The organism is Haloparvum sedimenti, assembly GCF_001462205.1.
Taxonomy (GTDB): domain Archaea; phylum Halobacteriota; class Halobacteria; order Halobacteriales; family Haloferacaceae; genus Haloparvum; species Haloparvum sedimenti.
On sequence record NZ_LKIR01000127.1, the window covers coordinates 7,525 to 32,666 of the forward strand.

Below are 25,142 nucleotides of genomic sequence, written 5' to 3' on the forward strand. Positions count from 1 at the left end.
GGCGCCGCGCTCGCGCTGCTGGCCGTCGGCGGGGCCTCCTGGCCCTACGCGGTCGGCATCGGCCTCTTCTGAGGACGCCGCGTCGTTCGACTGCTCCTCCGGCCCGCATAGCTAACTGACTGCCCCACTCATTCGGACTCACTCATACTCATGACCGACGCGCCACCCACCACCGGCTTGCACCACGTGACGAACATCTGTACCGACATGGACGAGACGGTCGCCTTCTACGAGGAGGCTCTCGGCTGGCACACCGTCAAGCGCACGCAGAACTATGACGACCCCGGGACGAAACACTACTACTTCTCGCCCACGCCCGCCGGCGAGCCCGGCGCCACCGTCACCTACTTCGAGTATCCGGACTCCCGGGGCGCGCCCGGACCGGGCGCGAGCCACCACTTCGCGTTCGGCGTCGAGGACGAGGAGGCGCTGGCGGAGTGGCGCGAGCACCTCCAGGAGCAGGGCGTCCGCGTCTCGCAGGTGAAAGACCGGACCTACTTCAAGAGCGTCTACTTCAGCGACCCCGACGGGCTCGTCTTCGAGCTCGCCACCGAGGGTCCGGGATTCGGCGTCGACGAGGCGGAGCCGGGCAGCGCCGAGATCGACCCGTTCGCGGACGGCGCGGAATGACGGACCCTGTCCCGGAGCCGGGGTCCGAGGACGCGGAGCGGAGCGACCGCCGCGTCCGCGGCGGCGAGCCGGACGCGTTCGGCTCCCCGTATCGGCTGCTGTCGGGCGCCGTGGTCCCCCGGCCGATCGCGTGGGTCTCCTCGCGCGGTCCGGCCGGGGAGAACCTCGCGCCGTACAGCTTCTTCAACGTGGTCGCGGTCGACCCGCCGACCCTGATGTTCGCGCCGGTCGCGACGACGACCGCGCCGAAGGACACGCTCGCGAACGCCCTGGAGACGGAGGCGTTCGTCGTCAACGTCGTCACCGCGGACCTGGTGGAGTCGATGAACGCGTCCAGTGCGACGCTCCCGCCAGACGAGAGCGAGTTCGAGCACGCGGGCGTGACGCCGATAGAGGCCGACCGAGTCGACGCGCCGCGCGTCGCCGAGGCGAAGGTGAGCTTCGAGTGCGAGCTGTCCGACGCGATCGAAGTCGGGGGCTCCACCATGGTCCTCGGCGAGGTCGTCTACGCGCACGTCGACGAGGCCGTCACGACCGGAGGGAAACTCGACACGGAGAAGCTGGACGCGGTCGGGCGCCTCGCCGGGAACTGGTACGCCGGCACCGACGACCGGTTCGAGATCGAGCGCCCGCCGTAGCGACCCCGATCGCTCCGGCCCCGTCCGGCGGCGCTCGCGCCGAGATTTTTGTATAAGGCCATAAGTATGCTAATAATGGTTATAACCATATTCGCCGAAGCACATTTATACCGAACCGCGTTACTCGGTGTCACGATGACCGACTCCGACCGACGAACGATGAAAGATGTCTCCCACACGGCACCGAACGACACCTCCGCGGACGCGGTCTGGGGACGCGGCCGCGACCGCGAACCGGAAGAAGAGGAAGAAGAGTAACGCTCGGCGCGTCGACGCTGCTTCTCTCTCATCTCTCACGGCGGAGCGACCGTTCCGGATTCTCACCGCGAGCGTCGGCACTCCCTCACTCGCCGAACGCGCCGAGGCTCGACTGGAGGTCCCGGTCGGTGCGTCCCTCCGCCACCTCGTAGCCGACCAGGTCGCGCATATCGACCGCGTACGTCGACCCGCCGCGCTCGAGCACGAGCAGGCGACCCTTCGTTCCGACCACGGTCCCCGCCGCCATCGTCTCGGCCATCGGCCGCTCCGCGAGGTCGAGGCCGTAGTCGAAGTCGAACCGTTCCGTCACGTCGAACCGATCGAGCAGGGCCGCCCACGCGCGGTCGTCCACCTCGGCCGCCAGTCCGGCTCGCTTCGTCGGGACCCGCACGCGGTCGACGAGATCGGAGCCGTCGGCGAGTCCGGCCTCGATCTCGCGGGCGATCCGCCCGTTCTCGACGGTTCTGACGTGGGCCGCGCGGTCGGCGCCCTGCTCCCGGAGCCGGGTCTCGAGCCGCCACAGGCGCGTGACGCCGACCTTGAAGCGGTCGGGGGCGAACGCCGCCAGGTAGACGGCGTGGTCCTCGTAGCAGTCCATCTCGTCTTTCAAACACGTCCCGGTACACCGCGCGCAGACCCAGACGTGCGAGTGGGCGTCGCAGTAGGGCGCCTCGGGCGCGTCGCAGGGGACGTGGGTCCCCTCGTGGACCGTGCCGGCACAGCGCCGCTCGCCGAGCGCGTAGTCGAGTTCGGTGCCCGGCGTCAGGTCGAGATACGTCACGTCGCCGCCGTTTCCGGGTGCATCGCTGTCGCCTGCGGTCGCGTCACCACCGGCCGCGTCGTTCGCGTCGTTCGCGTCGCCGCGGCTCACCAGGAGGCCGGCGTCTCTCGAGTCATACCCGACGATCTGCACGGCGACGCGTACGCCGGCCGGCGGCTTAGGCCTGTCCGTCGGCGAGGAGCGAAGAGGAGCGGGAGAACGGGGGAGCGTCGGGACTACTCGGCGACCTCGACGGTCACGGCGTCGCGCTCGACCGCGAGTCGGAAGGTCGGGACGGTGCGGTAGACCACTTCGACGACGTTCTTGCGTTCCAGACTGCGGAGCGCGCGCCGGACGTCGTCCACGTCGGGGTCGACACCGAACGTCTCCCGGAGGTCGTTGAGTACCGAGACGACGGACTGCGAGCGCTCCTCGGGGCCGGCGACGACCTCGAACACCTGCGCCTGCAGTTCGGGCACGCGTATCGTGTCCGGGACGCCGCCGGGTTCGGCCTCGGCGTCGGACTCCACGCCCGGTTCCACGTCGACGAGGTCAGCCGCCTCGCTCGTGGCGCGGATCAGGCTGTCGTCGTCGCGGAAGTAGTAGTCCGTGAGGTGGCCTTCGAGGTAGCTGTGGACCTCGCTGCCGCTCTCCATCCCCCACGCCTCCTGTAGCTCGGCGTTTTTCGTCGGCTGGAGCCGGACCACGTCCGCGAGCCGGTCCAGCTCCTCTTCGCTCAGTCCCATCTTGCGAAGCGGTTCGCGGCCGCCACAAATGGACGTTCCGGAACCGCGGCGCGAGCGGTCGGGCGCGCTCTGGGACCGGCCGGGACGGTCCGGGGAACGGTTTTCACCCCTCCCGCCCACGGGTCGGGCATGGCCGCAGACACGGTGACGCTGGAGATCGACGACGCGGGGGTCGCCACGGTGACGGTGGACCGCCCGGAGAGCCTCAACGCGTTGAACGTCCCCACCCTGGAGGCGCTGGAGGACGCGCTCGCGGAGGCGAGGGAGGCCGAGGTCCGCGCGCTGGTCCTGACCGGCGCGGGCGAGAAGGCGTTCGTCGCGGGCGCGGACATCTCCTACATGCGGGACCTCTCGACGCCGGAGGCGCAGGCGTACGCGGAGCTCGGCCATCGGATCGCTAGCGGGCTCGCGGAGTTCCCCGCGCCGACCATCGCCGCGATCAACGGCTACGCGTTCGGCGGCGGCTGTGAACTCGCCATCGCCTGCGACCTGCGCGTCGCCTCCGAGCGCGCCACGCTCGGGCAGACGGAGGTGGAACTCGGCATCGTTCCGGGCTGGGGCGGCACGCAGCGACTCCCTCGGCTGGTGGGCGACGAGACCGCGCGCCGGCTGATCTTCTTCGGCGACCGCGTCGACGCGACCGACGCCCACGAGATGGGGCTCGTCGGCGAGGTCGTCGCGCACGACCAGCTCGACGACCGCGTCGCGGAGCTCGCGGGGGAGCTCGCGGCCGGCCCGCGCCACGCGCTCGCGGCCGCCAAGGAGTCGATCAACGCCGGCTACGAGGGGTCCCGCGAGGCGGGGCTCGCGTTCGAACGCCGGACGTGGGCCGGCCTCTTCGGTACGCACGACCAGCGCGAGGGGATGGACGCGTTCCTGGACAAGCGCGACGCGGAGTTCGAGTAGTCGGAACCCACTGCGGTCCGTCGCCGATACGCACCTGACCGCGAGAAGGCATCGGCACGGCGACACCCTTTTGTCCGCCCCTGTGTCACGGTCATCCATGCAAGACGTTCTCGTCGCGCGCGTGATGAGCACCGATCCCGTGACGGTGACGCCGGACACCTTCGTCGAGCCGGCCGCGGAGCTGATGCTCGATCAGGGGATCGGTTCGCTGCTCGTGGTCGACGAGGACGGCGCGCTGCGGGGGATACTCACGACGACGGACTTCGTCGCCATCGTCGCCGCGAGCAAGCCGAAGGCCGAGACGACCGTCGAGCGCTACATGTCGACGGACGTGGTGACCGCAGGGGCGCAGGACTCCGTTCAGGAGGTCGCGAACCTGATGACCGAGCACGGCTTCCACCACGTGCCGGTCGTCGACGAGGAGGAGGGACTCATCGGGATGGTCTCCACGACGGACATCGCGAAGTACGTCGCCGGACTCGATCCGGCCGCCGCCGACGTGGTCTGAGGCCGACCCCCGTCACCAGCGGACCTCGAACCCCTCGATCCCCTCCGGGTTCTCCCACGCCACCGCCACGTCGTCGACGTCGGCGGCGGGGCTGCCGGTCTCGCACCACGCGACCAGCTCCTTGACGGCGGGCGTGGGTCCCTCGAAGACCGCCTCTACCCGGCCGTCGTCGAGGTTTCTGACCCACCCGTCGACCCCCTTCTCGCGGGCCGTATCGCGGGTGTTCGCGCGGTAGTAGACGCCCTGTACGGTCCCGGAGACGTGAACGTGTGCGCGGGTGCGCTCGCTCATGGGAGAGGGATCGCGGCCGGCGAACTTCAAACGGACGCCCGCGCGCAACCGACGGCTTCTAACGCGCGCCGGCCGACGACTCGCCCATGGAACTGTTCGGTACCGCAGGGATCCGCGGCGGCGTCGAGGACCGGGTGACGCCGGCCCTGGCGCTCGCAGTCGGCGGCGCGGTCGGCGCGATAGCGCGGGAAGCGGAAGAGGAACCGGCGGCCGGTTCCGAAGACCCGGGCGAGGGCGAGCCACCGGAGGTCGTCGTCGGACGCGACGGTCGCGTGACCGGACCGGCGCTCGCGGCGGCGGCGGAGGCGGGACTGAGCGCCGCGGGGGCGAAGGTTCTCCGAGCGGGCGTGCTCCCAACGCCGGCGCTGGCGTACGCCGCCCGCGACCGCCACGGCGTGATGCTTACCGCCTCGCACAACCCGCCGCACGACAACGGGATCAAGCTGTTCCGGGACGCGACGGAGTTCGACCGGGACCTCGAGGCCGCCGTCGAGGAGCGCGTCGCGGCGGACCCGTCCCCGACCGACTGGGACGCGTGGACCGACTCCGAGCGGATCGAGGTGCTCCCCGACTACCGCGCGGCCGTCGCCGACTACGCCCGCGAGTTCGGCACGCCGCTCGACGGGCTCCGCGTCGCGGTCGACTGCGGCAACGGGATGGCGTCGGTCGCGACCCCCCAGGTCCTCCGGGAACTCGGCGCCGAGGTCGTCACGCTCAACGCCAACGTCGACGGGCACTTCCCCGGCCGCGGGAGCAAGCCGACCCCCGAGACGCTCTCGGACCTGCGCGCGTTCGTCGCGGACGCCAACGAGGGCGTCGCGGCGCCCGGCCGACCGGGCGGAGCGGACGGCGACGGGGGAGGGAAATCCGAGGACGACGACGCCGAGGGGTTCGCCTTCGGCATCGGCCACGACGGGGACGCGGACCGCATCGTCCTGATCGACGCTGAGGGCGAGGTCGTCCACGAGGACACGGTGCTCGCGGTCCTCGCGGAGCACTACACGCGCGCCCACGACGGCGACGACCCGGTGGTCGTGACGACGCCGAACGCCTCCGGACGCATCGACGAGCGCGTCGCGGCCGCGGGCGGGCGCGTCGAGCGCGTTCGGCTCGGCGCGCTCCACGAGGGCATCGCGAGCGTCGAGGCCGCGGCCGCCTCGGGCGAGGCGCCCGACGCCGAGGTGGTGTTCGCCGCGGAGCCGTGGAAGCACGTCCACGCCGGCTTCGGCGGCTGGATCGACGGCGTCTGCTCGGCGGCCGTGATCGCACGGCTCGTGGCCGCCGAGGGATTGGAGACCCTCCGCGAGCCGGTGACAGAACGCCCTTACCGCAAGGTCAGCGTCGACTGTCCCGACGACCGCAAGACCGGGGTGATGGCGCGCCTCGAGACGGCGCTGCCCGACGCGTTCCCCGAGGCGGACGTCTCGACCGAACACGGCGTCAGGCTGGAGTTCCCCGACGCCTCGTGGGTGCTGGTGCGTCCCTCCGGAACAGAGCCGTACGTCCGCGTCTACGCGGAGAGCGACGAGGTGGACGCGCTCGTCGAGGAGGCGAGCGGCGTCGTCGCCGACGCGGTCGACGGGGCGTCCGGGGCCTGACCGGACGCCCCTCCGGCGGTGTTTCTGGTGATCGATCCATACATCGCACGGGGGTGTACAGAACCCCGCAAATCCGGCCGGGTTTCGGGCCGGAGCGGAGGACGTGTCGGACGAACGTGCAATACGATGTCCGCATAGCGACGAATTTATGCCCGCGAGCGTTCCCGTTTCAGACGACATGGCATCCGATCCGAATCGGCGGCGGTTCATCAAGGCGGCAAGCGCGGCCGGTATCGTCGGGCTGGCGGGCTGTACCGGCGGTCCGGAGGGCGACTCCGGCGGCGAGACGACGGAGGGCGGCTCCGACGGCGAGGAGACGGAGACCGGCGGGGACGGCGAAACCGAGTCCGGTGGCGACGTACCGGCGCACGTCGGCATGGTCTACTCCGACGGCGGCCTCGGCGACAACTCCTTCAACGACGCCGCTCGCGAGGGCGTCGTCCGCGCGGAGGAGGAGCTCGGCATCGCCTTCGACGAATCCCAGCCCGAGGGGACCGGCGAGTTCGGCCAGTACCAGCAGCGCTACGCTAGCTCGACCGACCCCGACTACGACCTCGTCTCCTGTATCGGGTTCAACCAGACGGACGCGCTCGCGGAGAACGCGCCCCAGTTCCCCGAGCAGAACTTCATGCTCGTCGACTCCGTGCTGGAGGAGCCGAACGTCGCGAACTACGTGTTCAAGGAGCACGAGGGCTCGTTCCTGATGGGCGTGCTCGCGGGCAACCTGACCACGACCTCCTTCTCGGCCGGCGCGGGCCAGACGGCCGGCGACTCCACGAACGTCGGCTTCGTCGGGGGCGTCGACAGCCCGGTCATCCGCCGGTTCCAGGCCGGCTTCGAGGCCGGCGTCGACTACGCGACGGACGACGTCGACGTCATCACCAGCTACGTCGGCAGCTACTCCGACCCCTCCGGCGGACAGGAGGCCGCGCTGTCGATGTACCAGAGCGGCGCGGACATCGTCTATCACGCCTCCGGCGCGACCGGCGTCGGCGTGTTCCAGGCGGCTCAGGAGGAGGGCCGATTCGCGTTCGGCGTCGACCTCGACCAGTCGATCACCGAGCCGGAGTTCTCCGACGTGATCCTCGCCTCGATGGTCAAGCGCGTCGACAACGCGGTGTTCCAGTCCATCTCGAACGTGGTCGACGACGACCACCAGGGCGGCAGCGTCGTCGAACTCGGGCTGGAGTCCAACGGCGTGGAGTGCGTCTACGGCGACGAGATCGGCGGTGAAGTCCCCGACGACGCGACGACTGCCGTCAGCGACGCGCGCGACGCGATCATCGCGGGCGACATCGACGTGCCGTCCGAGACGGACGGCAACTGAGCCGCCCCGTTACGTCCGTCCCGTTCCGTCCCGCGACCGTTTTTCTCCGGGCGATGAGCGGTTGCCCTCTCAACCCTGAATCGCCGCCAGCGCCGGTGAGACCGAGTTAGACGGCGGCTCCTCGGCGGGAATCCGCGGGCTTTTACCGTTTCCCCCGGACCGATCGGTCAATGAACCCGGCGGTCCATTTGGACAGCATTACGAAACGGTTCCCCGGGGTCGTCGCCAACGACGACGTAGACCTCGTGGTCGAGCGCGGGAGCGTCCACGCGCTGCTCGGCGAGAACGGCGCCGGCAAGACCACGCTGATGAACGTGTTGTACGGACTCTACGAACCCACGGAGGGGACCGTCCGCATTGACGGCGCTCCGCAGGAGTTCGACTCGCCGCGGGACGCGATCGACGCCGGCATCGGAATGATCCATCAGCACTTCATGCTGGTCGACCCGATGACCGTCTGGGAGAACGTCGTCCTCGGCAACGAGCCGACGACGTGGGGCGGGCTCCGCGTCGACGCCGACGCCGCCCGCGAGTCGGTCCGAGAACTGAGCGCGCGGTACGGCTTCGACGTGGATCCGGACGCGCGGATCGAGGACATCTCCGTCGGCGTCCAACAGCGGGTCGAGATCCTGAAGGCGCTGTACCGCGGCGCCGACATCCTGATCCTCGACGAACCGACCGCCGTGCTGACGCCACAAGAGGTCGAGGACCTCTACGCCGTCTTCGAGGAGCTGACCGATCAGGGCAAGACGATCATCTTCATCTCGCACAAGCTCGGCGAGGCGCTGCGCGCGGCCGACGACGTGACCGTCCTCCGCGACGGCATCAACGTCGGCACCGTCTCGACCGACGAGGTGACCCGCGAGGACCTCGCGGAGATGATGGTTGGTCGCGAGGTGCTGATGGAGCCGGCGGCAGACCCTCGCGAGCCGGGCGAGCGGGTCCTCAGCGTTTCGAACCTCCACGCCGAGGACGACCGCGGCGTCGAGGCCGTTTCGGACGTTTCCTTCGAGATCCGCGCCGGCGAGATCTTCGGGATCGCGGGCGTCGACGGCAACGGCCAGTCACAGCTCGTGGAGACGATAACCGGGCTCCGGGAGGCGACCGCGGGGTCGGTGCGCTACCTCGGCGAGCCGATGGACGACGTCTCCCGACGCGAACGGATCGACCGCGGGATGGCGTACGTCCCCGAGGACAGACAGGAGCGCGGACTGGTGATGTCCTACGAGCTGACGCAGAACGGCATCCTGGGCAGCCAGCACGACGCGCCGTTCGCGTCGTCCGGCCGGATCGATTGGAAGGCCTCCCGCGACCACGCGGACCGAGTCATCGAGGCGTACGACGTGCGACCGCCGGACCGCGAAGTGACCGCGGAGTCCCTCTCCGGGGGGAACCAGCAGAAGTTCATCGTCGGCCGAGAGTTCGAGCGCGACCCCGACCTCGTGGTGGCGACCCATCCGACTCGCGGCGTCGACATCGGGTCGACCGAGTTCATCCACGACCGCCTACTGGAGCTCCGCGCGGAGGGGAAAGCAGTGCTGCTTGTCTCCTCGAAGCTCGACGAGGTGCAGGGGCTCTCCGACCGGCTCGCGGTGATGCACGAGGGCGCGTTCTCGGGCGTGGTCGATCCCGAGACGGTGACCGAGGAGGAACTCGGACTGCTGATGGCCGGGGAGTCGCCGGACGACGAGTCCGTCGAGACCGCACGCGTGTACGAGGCCGCGGGGGACGGCCCGCATGGCGGACCGGCCGCGGACGAGGACGACGACCGGCGTAACGGGCCGGCCGCGGACGAGGAGGTGGACGCGTGAGCCGGATCGACGCGATAGCGCGGTCGATTCGGGAGTTCCTGCGGACGTTCGTCGACCTCTCGGTGGCCGAGCGGCTGCTGATCAGCGTGGCGGCCATCTTCCTGTCGGTCGTCGTCGGCTTCTTCATCATCCTCGCCTCGGGGCGGGTCGCGGCCTGCGAGACCGCCGCGTGGACCATGCCGGTGACCGGATTGGGCTTCTGTTACGATCCCTTCCAGGTGTACGCCGTACTGTTCAACGGGGCGCTCGGCTACCCCTTCGCGTTCGGGGAGCCCGGGCTGTTCAACCCCGACTGGACGCCGTTTAACCTCTCGCTGGGGCTGACGCTGTCGGAGACGACGCTTTTGGTGTTCACGGGGCTGTCCGTCGCGGTCGCGTTCCGCGCCGGTCTGTTCAACATCGGGACGCAGGGTCAACTCGTGGTCGGCGGCCTCGCGACCGCGCTCGTCGTCGTCGCCGCCGCGCCGGTGTTCCCGACCGGCCGGCTCGGCGGGATCGCACTCATCGTCATCGGGGTGTTCGCTGGGGCCATTGCCGGCGGCGTGTGGGGGGCGATCCCCGGCGCGCTGAAGGCATACGCCGACGCCAACGAGGTGATCACGACGATAATGCTCAACTTCATCGCGGCGAACATCGCGTACGTCCTCGTGCTGGAGGTGTTCCGAGCGGAGGGAAGCTCCGTCGTCGCGACGCAGTACGTCCCGGAACACGCACAGATCCAGCCGTGGTTCTTCCCCGGGTCCGCCGACTTCGCGGAGGCGGCGCTTCTGGCCGGCGTCCTGTTCGTGGTGGGCCTCTACGTCCTCATCGAGCACACGACGTTCGGCTACGACCTGCGGACGAGCGGTATCCAGCCGGCCGCGGCCGAGTACGGCGGCGTGAACGCCAAGCTCACGACGGTTCGGGCGATGACGCTTTCGGGGGCGCTCGGCGGCGTCGGCGGCGCGGTGTGGGTGCTGATGTCCGAGGGGCGCTGGATCGCGTCCGTCCCCGACCTCGGCTTCGACGGCATCACGGTCTCGATCCTCGCGGGCAACAACCCGCTGGGCGTCTTCCCCGCGGCGTTCCTGTTCGGCCTGCTGAAGGGGGGCGCACTGGAGATCGGGTTCCAGACCGACGTGCCGACGGAGCTGGTGGCGGTACTGCGCGGGCTCATCATCCTCTTCGTCGCGATGCCGGAATTCTTCCGGATGATCGGCCGGTACGCGGGGCTGGACGGGAGCGGTCCCGCGAGCGGTGCAACGGACGACAGCGCGGCCGCGTCCGAAGGAGGTGAGGCCGATGCGTAACCCGCTGAACGAGGTACACGTCCCGGTCGTCGACGACCTGATCGAGGACGACTACGTCCGGTCGCTCGCCCTCGCGGGTATCGCGCTCGCCGCGTTTCTGACGACACTGGGGATCGGCGGGCTGCTGTTCCCCGACTCCATCGCCGGCGACCTCGCCGGCATCGTCTTCAACGCCGGCACCGCGACCGCGACGGCGCGGCTCGCGGCCCCCATCGTGCTGGCCGCGCTCGGCGGCATCTTCGCCGAGAAGTCGGGCGTGATCAACATCGGGCTGGAGGGGCTGCTGATCATCTCGGCGTTCGTCTCCGTGTACGCCACGAGCCTGGTGGGCGCCGGAAACACCGTGTTAGGGCTGCCAGCTATCGTCGTCGGGTTCCTCGCCGGCATCGCCGCCTCGGCCGCGCTCGCGGGCGTGTTCGGCGTCGTCTGCATCGAGTTCAAGGCCGACCAGATCATCGCCGGACTGGCGGTCTGGCTCATCGCGCTCGGGCTGGCGCCGTTCATGTCGACGGTGTTCTTCGGCGGCGTCAACACGCCGAACCTCGGCGTCAGCGTCGGCTGGTCCTACTCGGCCGCGATGGTCGTCGTCGCCACGGCGGCCTCGTGGTGGACGCTGAACCACACCGCGTTCGGCAAGCACCTGCGCGCGGCCGGCGAGAACCCGAAGGCGCTCGACACGGTCGGCGTCTCGGTCTCGAGGGTGCGCCACGCCGGCGTCCTGCTGTCGGGCGTGCTCTCGGGGGTCGGCGGCTCGGCGCTCGCGCTCTCGATCGGCCAGTTCGTCGGCTCGGGCGAGACGATGGTCCAGGGGAAGGGGTTCATCGCCATCGTCGCCTACCTGTTCGGCAACTACAACCCGATCGGCGCGTTCGGCGCCGGCGTGCTGTTCGCCGGCCTCGACGCGATGCAGGTCCGGCTCCAGCAGCTCGGCTACGCGGTCCCGGACACGCTGGTCCAGACGATCCCGTACGTCGTCGTCATCGTCGTCCTCGCGCTCGTGGGCCGGACGCGGCTCCCCGAGGCGGCCGGCGAACACTACGAGACCGAGGACTGAGGTCCGCGGGCCCACGCCGCGTCTCCCCTTCTGACTCCCCGAAAGCGACGCAAACGGGCATAAAGAGTTTTGCCACCGCGGGGACCACCTCCCGGGCATGAGCAGTCACGAGTACGACGTCGTCGTGGTCGGCGCGGGCACCGCCGGCTGTTACGCCGCGGCGACGATCGCCCGGGAGGGGCTCGACGTCGTCGTCGTGGAGCGAAAGACCGCCGAGGAGGCGGGCCACATCGCCTGCGGCGACGCGCTCAAAGGGGCCGACGCGTTCCCCGACGCGATCCCCAAATCGCAGATCGAGTCGGCGTTCACCAACACGGGCGTCGACCACGGCCGCTTCGAGATCCCCTCCGAGGACACGGTCCTGGAGATCCCGGTCCCCGGCGAACTCGCGGTCATCGACCGCTGGGAGTACGGCCGCAAGCTCATCGAGGGCGCGGAGAACGCGGGCGTGGAGTTCCACTACGATACCGTCGTCTCCGAGGTGGAGCAGGCCGACGACGGCACCGTCACCGGGGTTGTCGGCAAGCATCGCGGCGAGGCGGTCACCTACGATGCCGACCTGCTGATCGACGGCGCGGGCGCGCTCTCGATCCTGCAGGACAAGACCGACTTCGAGGACGCCACCTTCGACACGAACGTCAGCTACTCGCAGTTCTGCTCGGCGTACCGCGAGATCGTCGAGGTGCCCGAGCCGGTCGAGTGGGACGACGCGCTCGTGTTCAAGCCCACCGAGCGCGCCGCGGGCTACCTCTGGTACTTCCCGCGGACCGACACGACGATCAACGCCGGCCTCGGCTTCCAGATGAACGAGGAGCCGATGAAGCTCGTCGACTCGCTGAAGAAGGACCTCCGCGACCGCCCCGAGTTCGAGGGCGCGGAAGTCTCGGACAAGCTCGGCGCGGCGCTGCCCACCCGGCGCCCGTACGACTCCGCGACCGCGCCGGGGTACATCGCGGTCGGCGACGCGGCCGCCCACGTCAACCCCACGACCGGCGGCGGCATCGCGGGCGCCGCCTACGCCGGCCAGTACGCCGGCGAGCAGGCGATCGAAGCCCTCAGCGAGGGCGACGTGAGCGAGGACGCGCTCTGGCGCTACAACGAGCGCGTGATGGACCACTTCGGCGGCCGCTACGCCGCCTTAGACGTGTACAACATCCTCTCGACAGCGGTCGACGTCGACGACCTGATGGGCCTGCTCGCGTCGCTCCCCGGCGAGAACCTCGCGGAGGCGCTCTACGAGGGCTCCACCTCGATGTCGCTGACGCTGAAGCTGAAGTCCGCGATCAAGAGCTTCGGCTACTGGCGCCAGATCTGGAACTTCTACGAGACGAAGCAGCTCGCCGACGAGCTGCTCGCCCACTACGAGTCGTACCCCTCCCACCCCGACGAGATGGCGCGCTGGACCGAGCAGCGCGACGCGATCATGGAGCGCGTCTACGAGACGACCGGCGCGGACCCGAAGTACTAAACACCGACCTTTTTCTGCGTCGGGTCGCGGCGGCGCTTCGCGCCGCCTTGACCGCTCCTTGAAAAATGTCGATCAAAAAGGACCGCGGTCGGCGCTGCGGGCGCTTCGCGCCCTCGCGCCGCCGCGGTACCACGACCCCGACAGAAACCCGCACCGCAACCGCATCAGCACCGTACCGCGACCGCATCAGCATCGTACCGCGACCGCATCAGCATCGTACCGCGACCGCATCAGCATCGTACCGCGACCAGAGAACAGAAAACCGCACCGAGAGCGCCCTGTTTCTAGAGAATCGCACGGCTACCACACCTATATCGCGTCAGAAAACGCTCGTTTCTGTAGCCTTCTCCCAGTCGAGAATTTGCTCCGAGTCGGTCCGCGTCCCGATTCTCCCATATATTTATTGCGTTCTATTACGTTTCATTTCGCATGCCGATTCGCATCGACCGGTTCGACGAGGGGCCTGCGGACCTCCTCGATCTGCAGGAAGGGACTCAGCCGTATCGGATCCTGCTGTTTCTCGCGGAGCATGACGATGCCGCGTTCACGCAGACAGAGATCCACGAGGCGACGGGGATCAAACGGGGAAGCGTCGGCGCCGCGCTGTCGCGGCTGGAGGACCGCGGGCTCGTCCGTCACCACGGCCGGTACTGGGCCGTCGCGGACGACGACCGCCTCGCCTCGTACGCGGCCCAGATACGGTCGAGTTCGACCTCGACTGACGACGACTACTACGGCGAGGAGTGACCGATGACGTACGACCGCGGCGACGTCGTGAAAGGCCCCGACCTATTTGCGGAGTACGACTTCCGTCCGTACGTCTACCTGAGCGACGAGAGCCACCCGTTCAGCGACGAGGAAGCGCTCTACGCGGCGGTCACCACGACCCGCCGTGCCGTCGCCATTCCGATTTCGGACGACGACTTCAGGTCCGGTGGGCTCCCGCGAGACAGCTACGTGAATCCATGGACCGTCGCCTCGATCCGCCACGCGGACATCGAGGGAACGGAGGGACGTCTGATCGAGGAGACCACCGAGAAGATCGCGCGAGAGGCGGCCGGCTATCTCGGCGTTCAATAGCGCGACCTCTTCCGAGCGATACCCTTAACCCCGAAACCCGTCGATCCAGTCGTAATGAGTACGGACGCACCGAGCGACGAGACGGAGCCCGAGGCGTTCGTGAACGCCTGCGAGGAGCTGGTCGAGCGCATCCTCGCGGGCGAGGTCGAGCGCGACGACCTCGAGTCCGCGAAGCTCGACGTCTGCTCGGAGTTCTCCTCGCCGAAGGTGCCCAAGAACACCGAGATCCTCGACCACGCGCCCGCGGAGTTCCGCGACGAGGTGAAGGAGGTCGTGCGGCGCAAGCCCGTCCGCACCGCCTCCGGCGTCTCGCCGGTCGCGATCATGACCTCGCCGAAGATGTGCCCGCACGGGAAGTGCCTCTACTGTCCGGGCGGCCCCGCCTCCGAGTTCTCCTCCGCGCAGTCGTACACCGGCCACGAGCCGGCCGCGGCCCGCGGCGAGCAGAACGACTACGACCCCTACGGACAGGTCACCCTCCGGCTCGAACAGCTCCGGAAGATCGGCCACCCCGTCGACAAGGTCGAGCTCATCCTGATGGGCGGGACGATGACCGCGCGGTCGCACGACTACCAGGAGTGGTTCGTCAAGCGCGCGCTGCAGGCGATGAACGACTACGACCTCGACAGGGAGCCCAAGCCCGCGGAGGGCGAGTCGTTCGCGCCCGCGCCCGGCGATGTGGAGTTCGAGTACCTCGAGGACGTCATCGCCGAGAACGAGACCAACGAGATCCGGAACGTCGGGACGACCTTCGAGACGAAGCCGGACTGGTGTGACCCCGAGCAGATAAACCGGATGCTGGATCTCGGCGGCACGAAGGTGGAGGTCGGCGTCCAGACCACCTACGAGCGGATCAACCGCGAGATGCACCGCGGGCACGGCAACGCGGCCTCCCGGAACGCGAACCGCCGGCTGCGCGACGCCGCGTTCAAGGTCGGCTTCCACATGATGCCCGGCCAGCCGGGCATGACCGAGGAGATGTGTCTGGAGGACTTCCGACAGCTCTTCGACAACCCCGACTGGCGGCCGGACTACCTCAAGATCTACCCGACGCTCGTGGTCCGAGGGACGCGCGTCTACGACCAGTGGCACGGCGACGAGTACGACCCCCTCGACAACGAGCAGGCCGCGGACCTGATCGCGGAGATCATGGGCGAGATCCCGGAGTACACCCGCCTCCAGCGCGTCCAGCGGGACATCCCGGCGGACTTCATCGACGCCGGCGTCTGGAAGTCCAACCTCCGCCAGCTGGCCGAGCAGCGCGCTGAGGAGAAGGGGATCGAGGTCCGCGACATCCGCGCCCGCGAGGTGGGGATGAACGAGGCCGACCCCGACCCGGACGCGGTCGAGCTGAACGTCACCACCTACGAGGCCGGCGGCGGGACGGAACAGTTCATCGCGTTCGAGGACCCCGTCCGCGACCTGCTGATCGGCTTCTGTCGCCTGCGGTTTCCATCCTACGCTCCCGACCAGCCCGGCACGCCCGGCACGGAGTCGGACCCAGTCCGCCGCGAGCTCGCGGACGCGGCGCTCGTGCGCGAACTCCACGTCTACGGCAGCGAGGTCGGCCTCGGTGGCGAGGGCGACTGGCAGCACAAGGGGTACGGCAAGCGCCTGCTGGCCCACGCCGAGGAGCTGGCCCGCGACGCCGGCTTCTCGAAGATCGCGGTGATCTCCGGCATCGGCGTCCGCCAGTACTACCGCGAGAAGCTCGGGTACAGACAGGACGGACCGTACGTCTCCAAGCGGCTCTGAGGGTTGGGCGGGTCCGTCGCGACGACCGCGGCCGACTTCGTCGCCCCGCACACTCGCAGCCATGAGCGACGCGTCCCCGCGCGAGCCCCTCCGGAGAACGCCATGCGCACCGCCTCCCTGGCGCCACACGAATTTGAGTCCACGCGACGTCCAGAGAGCGCAATCATTCAGCGAATAAACACAACATCAGTTTTCTCGAATTTAAGAAAGAATTTTAGTCGCGTTGTCACGAGTAATGGTACCCTCTCACACAGTGGGTGTATCCATGAATTTCGACAGACGATCCCTTCTGAAGGGCATCGGTGCGGCAGGCGTAGCGACGACGTTCTCGGGACTGGCAGCCGCCGAAGGCGGCGAGGACCCGGCGACAGATCGGTTCCTCATCGATCTGCGGGAGATCGACCGCGGGGACGTCCCGGACGACGTGGAGATCGTTCACGACATCTCCGAGATCGACCTGCTGGCGGCGCGGGGCGACCCAGCAGCGGTACCCGGCGTCGACTCGACGACGCCGGACGTGACGGTGTACCGTGACGATGCCGGGGCGGTTCCGGAGAACGCGGGGCCGGCCGCGGAGGTCGACAAGGGAAGCGGAACCGCCGGCGACCCGGCATGGGACGACGGCCTGTCCAACAACGAGCTTCAGTGGGACAAGCGCGCTCAGAAACTGGGCGACCTCTCGGACCGGCCCGACGACAGTCGGACGGTCCACGACACGAGCACGGGAGCAGGCGCTCGCGTCGCCGTGATCGACAGCGGCGTCTCGGACGCCCATCCCGATCTGGCGGACGTGGTGAACGCGGAGCTCTCCGCGAACTTCACGACCGACCCCTACGACTTCCGACCGAACGGTGCGGGCGACCATGGCACGCACGTCGCCGGTACCGTCGCGGCGACGAACGCGAGCGGCGACGGCGTCCTCGGCACCGCGCCGGACGCGGAGGTCGTCTCGCTGCGCGTCTTCTCCGGAGTGGAGGGCGCGACCGGCGACGTCATCGCGGCGATCGTCGACGCCGCGAACAAGGGGTGTGACGCCGCGAACCTCAGTCTCGGCTACCCGGTCCCCTACGTCGACCCCGAGGAGTTCCCGTTCCTGCTCGACGTCAAGGAGGCCTACGAGCGCGCCGCCGCGTACGCCCGCGAGCAGGAAATGCTCGTGGTCAACTCCGCGGGTAACGACGGCATCGACATGGACGCCGAGGGCGTCCTGAGCCTCCCGACGGAGGCCGAGGGCGTCTTCGGCGTCTCCGCGACCGGCCCCATCGGCTTCCTGTGGGACGACCGAAAGAAGCGCGAGGACCTCGCGCTCAAGCGCCTCGAGGACCCGACCTCCTCGCCCGCCTTCTACACGAACTACGGCAGCGCCGTGGAGATGAGCGCGGCAGGCGGCGACGCGGACCTCGACGCGCTCGAGGCGGGCGAGGCGCCGGCCTACTACGACCTGGTCCTCTCGACGGTCGTCTCGCCCGACGGCGACGGCGGCGTCGTTCCGGGGTACGGCTGGAAGGCCGGCACCTCGATGGCGGCACCGCAGGTGTCCGGCGCCGTGGCGCTGGTGCGGTCGCTGCGGCCGGACGCCGGCGTCGTGGAGGTGGAGTCGCTGCTCCGCGAGACCGCGACCGATGGCGAACCGGGCGGCGAGCAGTACCACGGCGCGGGCCACCTCGACCTGCGCTCGCTGGTGAAGGCGGCGCGGTAGGGCCGTCGCGACCGCGGCCGGGAACGTCGCGGCGCGTCGACGTCGCGACCGGGTGTGACCGGTCGCCGCGCGCCGACCCCGCGTCCCGATCGCTGCGGCCCCGCGAACGACACGCCTTTTTCCGGGCCCCGTGTGGTCCGGGTATGGAGAGCAAAACGGAGCTGTCGAGCATCGACCTCCGCGCGCTCGTGACGGAACTCGGGCGATACGCGGGGGCGAAGGTCGACAAGGCCTACCTCTACGGCGACGACCTGCTCCGGCTCAAGCTCCGGGACTTCGACCGGGGGCGCGTCGAGCTCCTGATCGAGGTCGGCGACGTGAAGCGCGCGCACGTCGCGGCACAGGAACACGTCCCCGACGCGCCGGGTCGGCCGCCCAACTTCGCGAAGATGCTGCGCAACCGCCTCTCGGGCGCGGACTTCGTCGGGGTCGAGCAGTACGAGTTCGACCGCATCCTCACCTTCGAGTTCGCACGCGAGGACGGCAACACGCGCATCGTCGCGGAGCTGTTCGGCCAGGGCAACGTCGCGGCGCTGGACGAGACCGGCGAGGTGGTCGGCGCGTTGGAGACCGTCCGGCTGAAGTCCCGGACCGTCGCGCCCGGCTCGCAGTACGAGTACCCCGCCTCGCGGCTCAACCCGCTGGACGTGAGCTTCGACGCGTTCGTCCGCCGGATGGACGAGTCCGACACCGACGTGGTACGGACGCTCGCGACCCAGCTCAACCTCGGCGGGCTCTACGCCGAGGAGGTCTGCTCTCGGGCGGGCGTCGAGAAGACGCTCGACATCGCGGACGCGACCGAGGAGCAGTACCGCGCCCTCTACGACGCCATCGCGCGGCTGGACGAGCGGCTCCACGCCGGCGAGCTGGACCCGCGCGTCTACGAGGACGACGACGGAAACGTGGTCGACGTGACGCCATTCCCGCTGACGGAACACGAGGACCTCGCGAGCGAGGGGTACGACTCGTTCAACGCGGCCGTCGACGACTACTTCTACCGCTTCGAGCGGGAGGAAGAGGCCGAGGAACCCGAGGATATCGGCTCTTCGAAGCCCGACTTCGAAGCCGAGATCGCGAAACAGCAGCGCATCATCGAGCAGCAGGAGGGAGCCATCGAGGGGTTCGAACAGCAGGCCGAACGGGAGCGCGAGCGCGCGGAGCTGCTGTACGCCAACTACGACCTCGTCGACGAGGTGCTCTCGACGGTACAGGACGCCCGCGAGGAGGGCGTTCCGTGGGACGAGATCGCGGAGACGCTGTCGGCCGGCGCCGAGCGCGGCATCCCCGCGGCCGAGGCGGTGACCGACGTGGACGGGAGCGAGGGGACGGTGACGGTGGAGTTGGACGACGCCGAGATCGAACTCGACGCGACCGCGGGCGTCGAGGTGAACGCCGACGAACTCTACAAGGAGGCCAAGCGCATCGAGGGGAAAAAGGAGGGCGCCAAGGAGGCCATCGAAGCGACTCGGGAGGAGCTCGAGGCCGTCAAGCGCCGCAAGGAGGAGTGGGAGGCGGCAGACGAGGCGGACGACGAGGACGAAGCGGACGACGAGGCGGCGGAACACGAGCCGATCGACTGGCTCGCTCGCTCGTCGATCCCGCTACGCAAGACCGACCAGTGGTTCGAGCGCTTCCGGTGGTTCCACACTTCGGACGGCTACCTCGTCATCGGGGGGCGCAACGCCGACCAGAACGAGGAGCTGGTGAAGAAGTACATGGATAAACACGACCGCTTCTTCCACACGCAGGCCCACGGCGGCCCGGTCACCCTGCTGAAGGCGGCCGGTCCCTCGGAGGCCTCGGAGCCGGTCGACTTCGACGAGGAGACGCTCCGGCAGGCCGCGCAGTTCGCGGTGTCGTACTCCTCGGACTGGAAGGCGGGCAGGGGGGCCGGCGACGCCTACATGGTCGAGCCGGAACAGGTGTCCAAGACGCCCGAGAGCGGCGAGTACCTCGAGAAGGGCGGCTTCGCCATCCGTGGTGACCGCACCTACTTCGAGGACATCGCTTGCCGCGTCGCGGTCGGCGTCCAGTGTGAACCCGTGACGCGCGTGATCGGCGGCCCGCCGGCCGCGGTCCGCGACCGCGTCGCGACGAGCGTCGAGTTGGAGCCGGGGATGTACGCGCAAAACGACGCCGCGATGATGGTCTACCGCGAGTTCAAGAACCGCTTCGCGGACCAGTCGTTCGTCCGCAAAGTCGCGAGCGCGGACCTCATCCAGGAGTTCCTGCCGCCGGGCGGCTCCGAGATCGTCGAGTAGGGCGTCGGCTCGGAACCTCCGCAGTCACTCCTGTGCCGCCCCGGGGTCGACGACTCGCCCGAGAAACAGCAGCGCGTCGGTCGGCTTGTCCCGGATACAGAAGAGGAACGGGCGGTCGAACGTGAGGTCGAAAGACTCGGGCGGCGCGCTCTCGATCATGTCGACCGCGGTCGCCGCCGCGGCCTCGGTCCCTTCCTCGTCCACACTGACGAACGCCTCGTGGTACACCTCGTCGATCCCCGGCCCACCGCCACTCTCGACCATGTTCGAGAAGTTCGCGCCGGGACCGAAGGCAGGTCCCATGCCCAGCGCCTCGAGCGGCTCCTTCAGTTCGGCGGCGAAGTCGTACTCGAAGCGCGGGAGCCGGAGGTCACCTTCGGCGTCGCCGAGCGCGTCGAACACGCCGAACAGCGTCTCCGCGTCCAGGTCCGCCTCGAACGCCTCGAAGGCCCCCTCGTCCGGAAGGACGAACACCGCCGCCACCTCCTGCCCGACGTAGGGGAGTTCGACCGCCTGGGCCCGCGGCAGGTCGGCGTAGTCCGTGCGGAGCTCCTGGTGCATCATCGGGACCGTCGACTCGGTGCCGTCCAGCGCGGTGACGGTCGCGTCCGACGTGTTCTCGGGGTCGAACTGCTGTCGCCAGCTCGCCGTGAAGTAGATGGCGTTCGTCAGGACGAGCACGGTCTGTGCCGACAGCGAGTTCTCGGGGAGCAGCTCCTCGATCCGGTCCGCCGTCGCGTCCGCGACCCACGCGTTGATGCGCTCGCGTTCTCCCTCGGGATCGGCCGCGAAGTCCGCCTCGTTGAACCCGCCGCCGTAGTGCTCCTCGACCAGCGCGAGGTACTCCTCCGAGAAACCGTACTCCGGCGCGCCCCACAGCGCGTTGGCGACGGCCAGTCGGAAGGCGTCGACATCCTCGTCCTCGCCGGACGAGTCCTCCGCGGTCGCCCGCTCGTCGAGCGCCGCCTGGAGGTCGCCGAAGGCGGGATGCGTCTCCTCGCGGAGCGTGAAGCCGAGCGTCTCACGCATCGCGGCTTCCGTCCCCCCGCCCGCGCCGGCGTAGGTCATCGCCAGCGCGAGCGAGACGCTGTACGGGGAGAGGAACGTGTTGCCGGGCGCGGCCGCGTTCGCGGCCAGTTCGCGGTGGAGGTCCAGCGCGAAGCCGGCGTTGCCCGCCGCGAGTTCCGCGAGCCGTTCGTCGTCTACCGAGGGATCTCCCGCGGGCGGCGTCTCCGTCGGATCGTCGGTAGGGGTGTCCGTTGGGGTGTCGGTCGGCGTCGCGGTTCCGGTCGGCTCGTCGCCGCCTCCGTCTCCAGTGCAGCCGGCCAGCGCGGCCGCCGCCAGGGCGCCCGAGACCGCGAGGATGTCGCGGCGCCGGCGCGGGAGTCGCTCGTCGTTCATGTCTCCACGGAGGTGCGCTCCTACTGAGTGCTTTCCGTAGGCACAAAGAGCCGTTTGCGGTATCGACGCCGAGCGATGGATCTCGCGGGTCCGCTGGCTCCGCGACGCCGGCCAACCGAGCCGAAAGGGCAAGAGTCAGGCCGCCGGCCGCGAAGGAAGACGTATGAGCGACGACGCCGACGCCGAAGACGCGACCGACGAGCGCCGCATCGAGACGCGCGCGATCCACGCGGGACAGGAACCGGACGAGGAGACCGGCGCGCTGATGACGCCCATCTACGCCAACTCGACGTACAAGCAGTCCGCGCCGGGCGAGCACACCGGCTACGAGTACTCGCGGACCGGGAACCCGACCCGAACCGACCTGGAGGAGAACCTCGCGGCGCTGGAGAACGGCAGCCACGCCCGGGCGTTCTCCTCGGGCATGGGCGCGATAAACACCGTCCTCAACCTGCTGGAAGCGGGCGACCACGTGGTCGCGGGCGACGATGTCTACGGCGGCACCCACCGCATCCTCACGCAGGTGTACGAGCAGTACGACCTCGAAACGTCGTTCGTCGACACGACCGACCACGAGGCGGTCGCGGACGCGATGGGAGAGAACACCGAGCTCCTCTGGGTCGAGACGCCGACGAACCCCCTGATGAACGTCAACGACATCGGGGCGCTCGCCGACATCGCCCACGAGCACGACGCGCTCTGTGCGGTCGACAACACCTTCGCGACGCCGTACCTCCAGCGCCCGCTCGAACACGGCGCGGACATCGTCTCACAGTCGCTGACGAAGTACCTCGGCGGCCACTCCGACACGGTCGGCGGCGCGCTGATCGTCGACGACGCCGAACTGGACGACGAGATCGGCTTCTACCAGAACTCGGTCGGCGCGACGCCCGGCCCGTTCGACTCCTTCCTCGTCCTCCGCGGGACGAAGACGCTCCCGGTGCGGATGGACCGCCACTGCGAAAACGCCAGCGAGCTTGCCGAATGGCTCGAGGGCCACGACGCGGTCGACCGCGTCTACTACCCGGGGCTGGAGAGCCACCCACAACACGAGCTTGCGGCCGAGCAGATGGACGACTTCGGCGGCATGCTCTCGTTCGAGCTCGACGGCACGCTGGAGGAGGGGTCGACGGTCGTCTCCGAGACCGAGGTGTTCACGCTCGCGGAGTCGCTCGGCGGCGTCGAGAGCCTGATCGAGCAGCCGGCCGCGATGACTCACGCGGCCATCCCCCGCGAGGAGCGACTCGCGGCCGGGCTCACCGACGGCCTCATCCGCGTCTCCGTCGGCGTCGAACACGTCGACGACCTGAAGGCGGACCTCCAGCAGGCGTTCGACGAAGCGCTGGACTGAGGCGACTACGTGGTCGGTTTTTGAGGGTGAGTAATCGGGCAAGAGGGTGACTCCCCGGACGGTTTCGTCCGCGTTTCCCGCTCTGTCTCCGCAGCTTCCGATTTTGCTGTCGATCCTGCTGCTTGGAACAGCACCACCCAGAAAGCCCCAGCCGGCTCGACCGGCCGCCGTGAGACGGTCCGGGCTGCCTGCGGTGGCGGGCTGCCGGGCTGCGACTCACGGGCTCCCGCTCGTGCCTCGCGGGAACGCGGCACGCTCTGCGCGCTCGCGCCTCTCCACACCGCCCGCCGCGAGTGCTTGAGGCGCCGGGGCCGGATCGAGCCGGCTGCCCCTTTCAGTCCCACCCAGCACCGCAACCGCCCCGCAACCGCACAGCAGCCTCACACCTCCCCAACCTCGTCGGCGGCGCGGCCGCGAAACCGCACCGCAGGGCGGCCGCGCCGCCGCCTCCCTCGCGCGGTCGCGGCGACACGCGTTGCGGTCGCCGCGGCGCGCGCCAACCGCACCGCCCTGCACAGCACCGCGAGCGCCTGACAGACGGACGTTTTTGGCGGATGAGGCAGAACTCCCGCCGTGAGTGCTGCCCTATTGCTCCAGCCACGGCACATCGCCCCGTCGGCTGTCCCACGCTCGGCGTCGCAGGCGCGCTACTGCACGCCTGCGAGCAGCGAGAGCTTGTCTCTCGCCCGCCGCGCGACCCTGACGCGCGCGAGGGAAGCCCGCCCGCGGCCGGAGCAACGCGGAGGCCGCGGGCGGCTGAGGCTGGGGAGGCGTGAGGCCCCGCTTGACTCGACAGCCGAACTAGAGACTCACCGAGCAACCGGCCTCGACGATAAACTCCACAAACCGGGTCCTGGCGGATTGAAAGGGCGAGGCCGGTCGCGGGCGCTCAGACGACCCCTATCGGCGCCGGGCATGGCGGAGAGGCGCCGATATGTCGCTGAGCGCCCGCGAGCGGTCGAGGGCTTTCTGAGTGTTGGCGGCAAGCGCAGCAGGTCGCTTGATCACACAAAAATCGACGTATGGCGAGCGGTCGAGGGCTTTCTGGATGTTGACCGCAAGCACAGCAGGTCGCTCACTCATGCAAAAAGTCGTGTCTCTCGGAAGACGAACCACCGAACTCTGTTCTACTTACGCGTCGTACCCCTGTTCGTCCAGCGCTTCCTCCAGCGCCGACAGGAGGAACTCCACGTTCTTCGTGCGGGCGCCGTGGCCCATACAGCCCATGCGCCAGATGTCGCCGGCTAGGTCGCCGAGCCCGGAGGCGATCTCCAGGTCGTGCTCGCTCAGGAGGTGGTCGATGACGGCGCCGTCGTCGACGCCGTCGGGGACGCGGACGGCGTTGAGACTCGGGAGCCAGAACTCGTCGTCCGCGTTCATCTCGAGCCCGAGCTCGCCCAGGCCGGCCTTCAGGTCGCCGGCCACCTCGCGGTGGCGCGCCCAGCGGTTCTCGATGCCCTCCTCCGCGACGAGGCGGAGGGCCTCGCGGAGCGCGTAGACGTTGGTGATGGGTGCGGTGTGGTGATAGGCGCGCTCGTCGCCCCAGTACCCCTCCAAAAGCGAGAGGTCGAGGTACCACGACCGCGGCTCTTCCTCGCGGTCGAGCACCTTGTCCATCGCGCGGTCGTTCAGCGTGAGGGGGCTCGCGCCTGGCGGACAGGAGAGACACTTCTGCGGGCCGGAGTAGGCCACGTCGATGTCCCACTCGTCGACGCGGAGCTCCACGCCGCCGAGCGAGGTGACCGAATCCGCGATCACGTACGCGTCGTGGTCGTGTGCGATGCTCGTCAACTCGGGGACCTCCGGCTGGAGCACGCCGGTCGACGTCTCGGCGTGGACGAAGCCGAACACGTCGGGCTGGTGCTCCTCGAAGGCCGCCTCAACGTCTGCGGGGTCGAGCGGCTCGCCCCACGGCGCGTCGACCTCGACGACCTCGCCGCCGGCGCGGCGCGCCATCGAGGCCATCCGGCCGCCGAAGTAGCCGTTCGTCGGCACGAGCATCGTCTCGCCGGGCTCGACGAGGTTACCGATGGCGGCCTCCATCGACGCGGAGCCGGTCCCCGAGACGGGGATGGTCCACTGGTTGTCCGTGCGGAACGTGTACCGGAGCAGCTCCTGCGTCTCGTTCATCATCTCGACGAACGAGGGGTCGAGGTGACCGACCAGCGGCGTGCTCATCGCGCGGAGCACGCGCGGGTGGACCGGGCTCGGGCCGGGCCCCATCAGCGTTCGATCCGGCGGCGTCAGCTCTCCAACATCGGGCGCCTCGGCGTGACCGGGCGCCTCCTGCTCGGGCGTGCGGGACATACGC

At 69.4% G+C, this 25,142-nt stretch carries 22 protein-coding genes and 1 pseudogene; 18 read left to right on the top strand and 5 right to left on the bottom strand.

Translation table 11 applies throughout. The features are described from left to right. The 4 genes and pseudogenes from AN233_RS18055 to AN233_RS18240 all read left to right on the top strand — a co-directional run. A pseudogene (locus tag AN233_RS18055) lies at nucleotides 1-72 on the top strand (quinol oxidase); the annotation flags it as partial. Nucleotides 73-150: 78 nt separating this feature from the next. After that, nucleotides 151-630 (top strand): VOC family protein, encoded by a 480-nt coding sequence (locus AN233_RS10145; RefSeq protein ID WP_058366671.1) that lies wholly within the window; start codon nucleotides 151-153, stop codon nucleotides 628-630. Further along, nucleotides 627-1,268, top strand: a complete 642-nt coding sequence (locus AN233_RS10150) for a flavin reductase family protein (protein ID WP_080508427.1) — start codon at nucleotides 627-629, stop codon at nucleotides 1,266-1,268. Before AN233_RS10145 ends, AN233_RS10150 begins: the two co-directional genes overlap by 4 nt. Before the next feature lie 135 nt (nucleotides 1,269-1,403). Beyond that, nucleotides 1,404-1,526, top strand: a complete 123-nt coding sequence (locus AN233_RS18240) for a hypothetical protein (RefSeq protein WP_281176555.1) — start codon at nucleotides 1,404-1,406, stop codon at nucleotides 1,524-1,526. Nucleotides 1,527-1,611: 85 nt separating this feature from the next. Here the strand turns inward: AN233_RS18240 and AN233_RS10155 are convergent, their stop codons facing one another. Together AN233_RS10155 and AN233_RS10160 are read right to left on the bottom strand one after the other, a co-directional pair. Beyond that, nucleotides 1,612-2,307, bottom strand: a complete 696-nt coding sequence (locus tag AN233_RS10155) for a DUF2797 domain-containing protein (protein ID WP_058366853.1) — start codon at nucleotides 2,305-2,307, stop codon at nucleotides 1,612-1,614. Between the two features lie 215 nt (nucleotides 2,308-2,522). After that, nucleotides 2,523-3,032: a DUF5797 family protein gene (locus AN233_RS10160; protein ID WP_058366672.1), complete on the bottom strand. Its 510-nt coding sequence runs from the start codon at nucleotides 3,030-3,032 to the stop codon at nucleotides 2,523-2,525. A gap of 129 nt (nucleotides 3,033-3,161) precedes the next feature. Between AN233_RS10160 and AN233_RS10165 the strand changes: the two genes are divergently transcribed. Together AN233_RS10165 and AN233_RS10170 are read left to right on the top strand one after the other, a co-directional pair. Further along, entirely contained in the window at nucleotides 3,162-3,938 is a 777-nt protein-coding gene (locus AN233_RS10165) for an enoyl-CoA hydratase/isomerase family protein (protein ID WP_058366673.1), read from the top strand. Between the two features lie 97 nt (nucleotides 3,939-4,035). Further along, complete coding sequence (locus AN233_RS10170; protein ID WP_058366674.1) at nucleotides 4,036-4,446, top strand: CBS domain-containing protein; 411 nt, start codon at nucleotides 4,036-4,038, stop codon at nucleotides 4,444-4,446. Between the two features lie 12 nt (nucleotides 4,447-4,458). Here AN233_RS10170 and AN233_RS10175 read toward each other — a convergent pair whose 3' ends face one another. Beyond that, nucleotides 4,459-4,737 carry an acylphosphatase gene (locus tag AN233_RS10175; RefSeq protein WP_058366675.1) on the bottom strand — a complete coding sequence of 93 codons (279 nt, stop codon included), beginning with the start codon at nucleotides 4,735-4,737 and terminating at the stop codon, nucleotides 4,459-4,461. A gap of 86 nt (nucleotides 4,738-4,823) precedes the next feature. Between AN233_RS10175 and AN233_RS10180 the strand changes: the two genes are divergently transcribed. The 11 genes from AN233_RS10180 (at nucleotide 4,824) to rqcH (ending at nucleotide 20,079) form a co-directional block, all read left to right on the top strand. After that, nucleotides 4,824-6,335, top strand: coding sequence for a phosphomannomutase (locus AN233_RS10180; RefSeq protein WP_058366676.1), 1,512 nt, complete (start codon nucleotides 4,824-4,826; stop codon nucleotides 6,333-6,335). Nucleotides 6,336-6,513: 178 nt separating this feature from the next. After that, on the top strand, nucleotides 6,514-7,662 hold the full coding sequence (locus tag AN233_RS10185; protein WP_058366677.1) for a BMP family lipoprotein: 1,149 nt from the start codon (nucleotides 6,514-6,516) through the stop codon (nucleotides 7,660-7,662). 170 nt (nucleotides 7,663-7,832) lie between these two features. Further along, a complete protein-coding gene (locus AN233_RS10190) occupies nucleotides 7,833-9,473 on the top strand; it encodes an ABC transporter ATP-binding protein (protein WP_058366678.1) in 1,641 nt (546 codons plus the stop codon). Beyond that, nucleotides 9,470-10,762 (top strand): ABC transporter permease, encoded by a 1,293-nt coding sequence (locus AN233_RS10195; RefSeq protein WP_058366679.1) that lies wholly within the window; start codon nucleotides 9,470-9,472, stop codon nucleotides 10,760-10,762. The genes AN233_RS10190 and AN233_RS10195 overlap by 4 nt, the downstream gene beginning before the upstream one ends. Then, nucleotides 10,755-11,816, top strand: a complete 1,062-nt coding sequence (locus AN233_RS10200) for an ABC transporter permease (RefSeq protein ID WP_058366680.1) — start codon at nucleotides 10,755-10,757, stop codon at nucleotides 11,814-11,816. The genes AN233_RS10195 and AN233_RS10200 overlap by 8 nt, the downstream gene beginning before the upstream one ends. Before the next feature lie 97 nt (nucleotides 11,817-11,913). Further along, on the top strand, nucleotides 11,914-13,284 hold the full coding sequence (locus tag AN233_RS10205) for a geranylgeranyl reductase family protein (RefSeq protein WP_058366681.1): 1,371 nt from the start codon (nucleotides 11,914-11,916) through the stop codon (nucleotides 13,282-13,284). A gap of 429 nt (nucleotides 13,285-13,713) precedes the next feature. Then, nucleotides 13,714-14,031, top strand: coding sequence for a MarR family transcriptional regulator (locus AN233_RS10210; RefSeq protein WP_058366682.1), 318 nt, complete (start codon nucleotides 13,714-13,716; stop codon nucleotides 14,029-14,031). Between the two features lie 3 nt (nucleotides 14,032-14,034). Continuing rightward, nucleotides 14,035-14,364: a hypothetical protein gene (locus AN233_RS10215; protein WP_058366683.1), complete on the top strand. Its 330-nt coding sequence runs from the start codon at nucleotides 14,035-14,037 to the stop codon at nucleotides 14,362-14,364. Nucleotides 14,365-14,418: 54 nt separating this feature from the next. Beyond that, nucleotides 14,419-16,119, top strand: a complete 1,701-nt coding sequence (locus tag AN233_RS10220; RefSeq protein ID WP_058366684.1) for a tRNA uridine(34) 5-carboxymethylaminomethyl modification radical SAM/GNAT enzyme Elp3 — start codon at nucleotides 14,419-14,421, stop codon at nucleotides 16,117-16,119. Between the two features lie 265 nt (nucleotides 16,120-16,384). Then, nucleotides 16,385-17,818, top strand: coding sequence for a S8 family peptidase (locus tag AN233_RS10225; RefSeq protein WP_058366685.1), 1,434 nt, complete (start codon nucleotides 16,385-16,387; stop codon nucleotides 17,816-17,818). A gap of 143 nt (nucleotides 17,819-17,961) precedes the next feature. Continuing rightward, on the top strand, nucleotides 17,962-20,079 hold the full coding sequence (gene rqcH, locus AN233_RS10230) for a ribosome rescue protein RqcH (protein ID WP_058366686.1): 2,118 nt from the start codon (nucleotides 17,962-17,964) through the stop codon (nucleotides 20,077-20,079). 24 nt (nucleotides 20,080-20,103) lie between these two features. Here rqcH and AN233_RS10235 read toward each other — a convergent pair whose 3' ends face one another. After that, the gene (locus AN233_RS10235) at nucleotides 20,104-21,480 is read right to left on the bottom strand and encodes a serpin family protein (protein ID WP_058366687.1); all 1,377 of its coding nucleotides are present in this window, start codon (nucleotides 21,478-21,480) and stop codon (nucleotides 20,104-20,106) included. A gap of 163 nt (nucleotides 21,481-21,643) precedes the next feature. Between AN233_RS10235 and AN233_RS10240 the strand changes: the two genes are divergently transcribed. Further along, nucleotides 21,644-22,831: a cystathionine gamma-synthase gene (locus AN233_RS10240; protein WP_058366688.1), complete on the top strand. Its 1,188-nt coding sequence runs from the start codon at nucleotides 21,644-21,646 to the stop codon at nucleotides 22,829-22,831. Nucleotides 22,832-23,962: 1,131 nt separating this feature from the next. Here AN233_RS10240 and AN233_RS10245 read toward each other — a convergent pair. Beyond that, nucleotides 23,963-25,138 carry a pyridoxal-phosphate-dependent aminotransferase family protein gene (locus AN233_RS10245; RefSeq protein ID WP_058366689.1) on the bottom strand — a complete coding sequence of 392 codons (1,176 nt, stop codon included), beginning with the start codon at nucleotides 25,136-25,138 and terminating at the stop codon, nucleotides 23,963-23,965. Nucleotides 25,139-25,142: the final 4 nt, after the last annotated feature.